This window comes from Pseudomonas thermotolerans DSM 14292, from assembly GCF_000364625.1.
Taxonomy (GTDB): domain Bacteria; phylum Pseudomonadota; class Gammaproteobacteria; order Pseudomonadales; family Pseudomonadaceae; genus Aquipseudomonas; species Aquipseudomonas thermotolerans.
In genome coordinates, this window is the sequence record NZ_KB822611.1 from 20,954 (window position 1) to 27,427 (window position 6,474).

Here is a 6,474-nt window from a genome sequence, read left to right on the forward strand (position 1 = left end):
TGCGTCGCCCCGTCATCATTGCTTTGGCCGTCCTGCCACTTCTCGCCACGCAGGCACACGCGGAGGAGCCGGGCCGCTACTCCGCCCTGGATACGATCCGCCGCGCGCAGGTAGGCACATTCTCGCCACGCCTCGCGCCGCCGGTTCGCGTAGTGCCAGCGGCTCCCCGGGCCGGGAAGCCGGACCCGCGCCAATTCGAGCGCATGGATTGCCGCCACGATCCAAGCCGCCCCTTGGATAGGGCCATCGTTTGCCGCCCGGTCTGATCCGAAAAAGTAAAGTAGATCAATTAGTTATACAAGATTTCGCGCTTTACTCCTGCTCCAAGTCGCCACTACGATTCCCCGAAAGCGCGGGCATTCAGCGTCCGCGTGTGTAGTGGGATGAGCCCCGCTTGGTGACGTGTTCAAGGGCCTCCCGGTTGTGACAACTGACAGGAGCCCAGAGCATGGCAACCATCGACTTCAACACCGTTCCCTCCGGCGTGACGCTGAACGAGGAACGCGCGCAACAACTCAGCGACCGCGCCGCCGAAACGGCCACCGCCTTCTCTCGCAAGATCGAGAAGCTGCAAGCGACCGTCCGCGAGGCCCGCGACAACTACAGCCGCGAGGCTGACGACCTCATCGCCTCCGCGTCCATCGAGGACCGCGCCACCGCTCGCGCGCTCGCCAAGAAGAACGCTGCCAACAAGGCCGCGAACCTTCACCGCCAACTGATTGCTTCCTCCGAAGCCGACCGCGCCGCGATGCTCAAGGGCCTGAAAGCCTACGCGGACGAAGCCGCCGCCATCGCCGCCGTGTACACCTCACCTGCCTCGATGCTGGGCCGCGTTGCCTTGGGCGATCCGAAGCGGACGCAGTATCAAATTCAGCTTGAAGGCGCTGGCCCCGTCGAACTGGAAAACGCTGCCCGCACGGCAATCATGACCGGCGACATGGTCTTGGCCGCGGCCATCGTGACCGTGATCGACCGCCGCCCGAAGGATCGCCGCCCGTTCATGGTCCAAGCCTTCGCGGAGCGTGTCGTGGGCGAAGTCTGGAAGCGGCTCAACGCCAAGCTCGAAGGCGTCCAGCTCGCCTACAAGTCCGCCGTCGCCGCTGATCGTGAGTTTGTCCGCGGCAAGGCCGATCCGATCACCAACCTGTCGCTTGCGATTGCCGGTCAAGCGATTGCCGAAGCCGCGGGTGACGATGAAGGCGAGGCCTGAGCATGAGCCTCGCTGACATGACCCGCGACGAACTGCGGGAACTGATCGCGGAGACGGTCCGCGAAACGCTCACGCAGATGGGAGCCGATCCGGCGCACCCGCTGGAAATGCAGCGCGACTTCCAGCACCTCCGCCAATGGCGGCGGGCCGGGGAGGACCTTCACCACAAGGGGATGATCGCGCTACTGGGCATCTTCTTGTCTGGAATCGTCGCGCTTGTCCTCGTGGGCGTGCGGGACTGGTTCAACAAGTGAGGCGGACCCGTGGGCAGGAAGCCGACGAAGCCGAAGGGGCCGCCAGCCAAGCCGCGCGCCGGGGCCAATGTCCGGTTCCTCCGTGACGATGACCCGCGCGTGAAGGTCCGCCGCTGCCTGATGTGCGGCAACGATTTTTGGAGCGCCCACGCGGGAAACCGCCGGTGCGCCAAGTGTTCGGAGCAGGTCGCCTTGTTGGGCCTGACCCCGGACTGACCGAATCAGCCCCGGGCCGGAAGGTCGCAGCGTCACGCAAACGTCGCCGCGTCCCTCACGCAGCAAGTGGCCGGAAGGCTCCGGGGCTGACCTTCTTCAACTCCTCCCGCGTCCCGGCGAGGGATGGGCGTCCTACTCCGGCAAGAGTCCGGGCGCGGGAAGGGGTTGATCTCATCCCCCCGAAACGAATTCTTGTAGATTGACTGATATTGATGCAAAATTGCGTGGATCGTAAACTCACGCTGGGGGCGTCAATGACTACCGAATTCAACTTGCCGGGCTCCTCATTCGAGGAGATTCAGAAGATTCTGAAGGGATACAGTCACGCCCCAGAGCAGGCCACTCTCGACCAGCTATCAAAATTGACAGGTCTTCACGCAACCGTAATCAGTAGAAACAACAAGTTCCTCTCGGACATCGGACTCATCGCGGGTGGGATGAAGAAAACCGCGACCGACCTGGGCAAGAAGCTCGGACGTGCCCTCGACCATAAGCAGAATGCCGATGCCCAAGGCTATTGGAAGGAGGCCGTTCAGACCAATGAAAAGGTCGCCGGACTTGTTACGACTGTGCGCATTAAAGGTGGTATGACGGAAAGCGAGTTCTCGGCGCACGTGCTGTACGTCTCCGGCCAAAAGAACAACGCCGGAAACAAGACCGGGGCTCGCTGTGTGGTTGATGTCCTACTCGCTGCCAACCTGCTTCAGGAGGAGAACGGCAAGCTGGTTGTGTCTTCGGCCCCGGTGAAGGAAACGCCCGAGGACCTCAAGCCCGCTACCCCAACAGCGGCGCAACCGGCCGCAGCGGAAAACGGAAGCGGCAACGGAGGTGGAACCATGCCCCCGCTTCCACTACCGTCCCTGCCCGCGATTCCGCAGACGGGGACCCTGACGCCACAGATCGCAATCAACATCCAGCTACACCTCCCGGAAACGGAAAATGCAGAGGTGTACGAAAAACTGTTCAAAGCTCTACGCGAACACCTCCTCAGTCCGAAGGTGTGAGCGATGGATTTGGAGGATTGGACCGCCCGGGCAAGTAAGGCCCGCCGCGCGGCGCATCGAGCCTTATCGAAGCACGAAAGCGCCGCCTCGCGTGTCGTGCTCTTGGAGGACCTGACCAAGAGCCTGTCGGGCACGCCCGTTGACGTACAAGACTACTTCAGCGAGGCAATCGCTTGTCTCGAAGGTGAACTGTACCGATCCGGGATCGTCCTTGCTTGGGCGGGACACTTCCATGTGTTCTCGGAGGTCTGCTACCAAAAGCATGAAGCCGACATTCGAGCAGCTCGCCCAAAGTGGGCGTTCAAGGACCTATCAGAACTGAAAGAGTCCGTCGCAGAATCCCAATTCCTGATCGTCGCCAAGGACGTGAAGTTCACGACCAAGGCCCAACTTCGGATACTCGATGGGCAGCTATCGCAGCGAAATCAATGCGCTCACCCGACGCTCTACCGCCCAAGCATGAATGCGGCCATCGGGTACGTTGACGACATGATTCGGCAGACACTCTCATATCTCCCACCGCCGCCCTGAGAAACAAAGAAGCCGCCTCGTGGGCGGCTCCGTCATCGTCTCGTCAGGCCTTACCCCATCGCATCTCATCACTTTCGGGAAGGCGGGTTTTTAGGCGGGTTCATCCTGAAAAGCATGCGGAGAGCCCACTAAATACAGCAAAATTGGCGGAAGCGCAGAGATTCGAACTCTGGGGGCTGTTACACCCGGCGGTTTTCAAGACCGCTGCCTTAAACCACTCGGCCACACTTCCGCAAGATGCGGGGGCGCCATCTTACCGAAAGGAAATACACTGTCAAACTCTCGACGTTGGCCGCGCCAAGGCCTCTGCTATGATGCGCGGAACCATGGTCACGGACCTCAAGACTGGCAGGAGATTGCTCATGCACGAACAAGACTACGCCCTTCAACAGACGCAGGTCGGCCAGCTGGAAGTCAGCCGCGTCCTGCGCAACACCTATGGCCTGCTTGCCATGACCCTGGCCTTCAGCGCGCTGATGGCCTACGTGGCCATGCAGCTGAAGGTCGGCTTCATCAACCCCATCGTGCTGCTGGTCGGCTTCTACGGTTTGTTCTTCCTCACCGCCAAGCTGCGCAACTCGGGCTGGGGCCTGGTCTCCACTTTCGCCCTGACCGGCTTCATGGGCTTCACCCTCGGGCCGATCCTGAACCACTACCTGGGCATGAGCGGCGGCGCCGAAGTGGTGACCTCGGCCTTCGCCATGACCGCCCTGGTGTTCTTCGGCCTGTCCGCCTACGTACTGACCACCCGCAAGGACATGAGCTTCCTGAGCGGTTTCATCACCGTCGGCTTCTTCGTCCTGCTCGGCGCCGTGCTGGTCAGCCTGTTCTTCCAGATCAGTGGCCTGCAACTGGCGATCAGCGCCGGCTTCGTGCTGTTTTCCTCGGCCTGCATCCTCTACCAGACCAGCGCGATCATCCACGGTGGCGAACGCAACTACATCATGGCCACCATCAGCCTCTACGTGTCGATCTACAACCTCTTCATCAGCCTGCTGCAGCTGTTCGGCCTGGCTGGCAGCGACGACTGACACGCATCCAGGCCTGCCCGCGGCAGGCCAATAATAATGACGACACCCTGCGCGGGCCCTGCCTTCGCAGGGTGTTTCGTTTTTGCCCCTCCGAACGGAGCATCCCGGCCTATCGGCATAGGAGACGCGGCCCTCATAAAGGAGCTTCTCCGGGCGGTTATCGGACGCTTCTCCTTGTCTTGCCCCGAGGTCAATCGAAGAATATGGAACCATGTTCCATAAACGCTTCTATTTGCTTCCGAGGTAACCCGATGTCCGTCGAATCCCGCAAGGCCGAATGCGATGTGCTGGTGATAGGTTCCGGCGCGGCCGGCCTGGCCGCGGCCGTGACTGCCGCTTGGCATGGCCGGAATGTCGTGCTGGTGGAAAAGGAGCCGGTGTTCGGCGGCGCCACCGCCTGGTCCGGCGGCTGGGCCTGGGTGCCGCGCAACCCGCTGGCCCGGCGGGCCGGCATCGACGAGGACATCGAGCAGCCGCGCACCTACCTGCGCAACGAACTGGGCGAGCAGTACAACGCCGAGCTGGTGGATGCGTTCCTGGAGAACGCCCCGAAGATGGTGGAGTTCTTCGAGCAGCACACTGCCCTGCAGTTCGCCGACGGCAACGGCATCCCCGACATGCACGGCAATACGCCCGGAGCGGCCACCGGCGGCCACCAGGTGATCGCCGCGCCCTACGATGCCCGGGAAGTCGGCGATCTGCTGCCGCGCCTGCGCAAGACCATGCGCGAGACCTCCTTCCTGGGCATGCCGATCATGGCCGGCGCCGACCTCGCCGCCTTCCTGTCCATGACCCGCTCGGCACGCTCCTTCCTCTACGTCACCCGGCGCTTCCTCACCCATCTCTGGCACCTGGCCCGCTACGGTCGTGCCATGCATCTGGTCAACGGCGTAGCCCTGGTGGCGCGCCTCGCCAAGTCCGCCCAGGATCTGGGGGTCCGACTAATGGAGTCGGCGCCGGCCAGGCGGCTGATCATCGAGGACGGACAGGTACGCGGGGCGGTAGTGGATACGCCCGAGGGTGAGCTGAGCATCCGTGCCCAGGCGGTGATCCTCGCCGCCGGCGGCTTCCCCAACGACTTCGAGCGCCGCAGGGAGCTCTTTCCGCGCGATGTCAGCGGCCGCGACCATCTGGCCCTGCCACCGCTTTCCTGCTCGGGCGACGGCCTGCGCCTGGGCGAGTCGGTCGGCGGACGGGTCGCCACCGACCTCAAGTCGCCGGTGGCCTGGGCGCCGGTCTCCAAGGTGCCCTACAAGGACGGCAGCGTCGGTCATTTCCCGCACATCATCGACCGCGGCAAGCCGGGGATCATCGGCGTGCTGGCCAACGGCAGGCGTTTCGTCAACGAGGCCCACGGCTACTACGACTACGTTTCGGCGATGCTGGAGGCGGTGCCGGAAGACCAGGAGGTCTGCTCCTGGCTGATCTGCGACCACCGTTTCCTGCGCCGCTACGGCCTCGGCTACGTGCGCCCCGCCCCGCTGCCCATCCGTCCGCACCTGCGCAACGGCTACCTCAAGCGCGGCAGGAGCATCGAGGAACTGGCTGCCGTCTGCGGCATCGATCCGCAAGGGCTGGCGCAGACCGTAGCCGAGTTCAACCGGCATGCCCGCCAGGGAGAGGATCCGGCCTTCGGGCGCGGCTCGACGCCGTTCAACCGCAAGTCCGGCGACCCTCTGCACCCGGGCCCCAACCCCTGCGTGGCGCCCATCGAGCACGGCCCTTTCTATGCGGTGAAGGTCCAGCCCGGCTGCTTCGGCACCTTCGCCGGCCTGAAGACCGACGGCCAGGCCCGGGTACTGGACGCCGGTGGCCGGCCGATTCCCGGCCTGTACGCCGCCGGAACCGACATGGCCAGCGTGATGGGCGGCTGGTATCCCTCCGGGGGGATCAACCTGGGACCGGCGCTGACCTTCGGCTACGTCGCCGGGCGGCATGCCGCCGGAGCCGCCAACCCTGAGCCGTAGGCAGGACTGCCGGGGCCGGTCAGGGACGGCCGGGCCACGGGAAATCCGACACGCAGTGCTGGTCTGCTTAAGTACCTGCGGAGACTGGTCGCATTGTACCTTCAGCGGGCGATGACAAGCCGGCTTCCCACCCCCCGAAGAAGGAACGCACCTAATGGCCCTGTCGATCCATACCAACTACTCGTCGCTGATCACCCAGACCAACCTGACCAAGACCAACAACGCCCTGGGCACCAACCAGCAGCGCCTGGGCACCGGCTA

General features: G+C 63.7%; 6 protein-coding genes, 1 tRNA gene and 1 pseudogene. 7 read left to right on the plus strand and 1 reads right to left on the minus strand.

Annotation, left to right across the window (positions count from 1 at the left end; genetic code table 11):
* Positions 1–448 precede the first annotated feature (448 nt).
* The 4 genes from H165_RS0111045 (at position 449) to H165_RS0111060 (ending at position 3,215) form a co-directional block, all read left to right on the plus strand.
* On the plus strand, positions 449–1,210 hold the full coding sequence (locus H165_RS0111045) for a hypothetical protein (RefSeq protein ID WP_017938999.1): 762 nt from the start codon (positions 449–451) through the stop codon (positions 1,208–1,210).
* A 2-nt stretch (positions 1,211–1,212) separates the two neighbouring features.
* Positions 1,213–1,464, plus strand: coding sequence for a hypothetical protein (locus tag H165_RS18540; RefSeq protein ID WP_017939000.1), 252 nt, complete (start codon positions 1,213–1,215; stop codon positions 1,462–1,464).
* Between the two features lie 440 nt (positions 1,465–1,904).
* Complete coding sequence (locus H165_RS0111055; protein WP_211206289.1) at positions 1,905–2,684, plus strand: hypothetical protein; 780 nt, start codon at positions 1,905–1,907, stop codon at positions 2,682–2,684.
* Positions 2,685–2,687: 3 nt separating this feature from the next.
* Positions 2,688–3,215 (plus strand): hypothetical protein, encoded by a 528-nt coding sequence (locus H165_RS0111060; RefSeq protein ID WP_017939002.1) that lies wholly within the window; start codon positions 2,688–2,690, stop codon positions 3,213–3,215.
* Positions 3,216–3,359: 144 nt separating this feature from the next.
* Here the strand turns inward: H165_RS0111060 and H165_RS0111065 are convergent.
* A tRNA-Ser gene (locus H165_RS0111065) sits at positions 3,360–3,447 on the minus strand.
* Positions 3,448–3,577: 130 nt separating this feature from the next.
* Between H165_RS0111065 and H165_RS0111070 the strand changes: the two genes are divergently transcribed.
* The 3 genes and pseudogenes from H165_RS0111070 to H165_RS19995 form a co-directional block, all read left to right on the plus strand.
* Positions 3,578–4,246 carry a Bax inhibitor-1/YccA family protein gene (locus H165_RS0111070; protein ID WP_017939003.1) on the plus strand — a complete coding sequence of 223 codons (669 nt, stop codon included), beginning with the start codon at positions 3,578–3,580 and terminating at the stop codon, positions 4,244–4,246.
* A gap of 251 nt (positions 4,247–4,497) precedes the next feature.
* The gene (locus tag H165_RS0111075) at positions 4,498–6,213 is read left to right on the plus strand and encodes an FAD-dependent oxidoreductase (protein WP_017939004.1); all 1,716 of its coding nucleotides are present in this window, start codon (positions 4,498–4,500) and stop codon (positions 6,211–6,213) included.
* 154 nt (positions 6,214–6,367) lie between these two features.
* Positions 6,368–6,474: pseudogene (locus tag H165_RS19995) on the plus strand (Lateral flagellin); the annotation flags it as partial.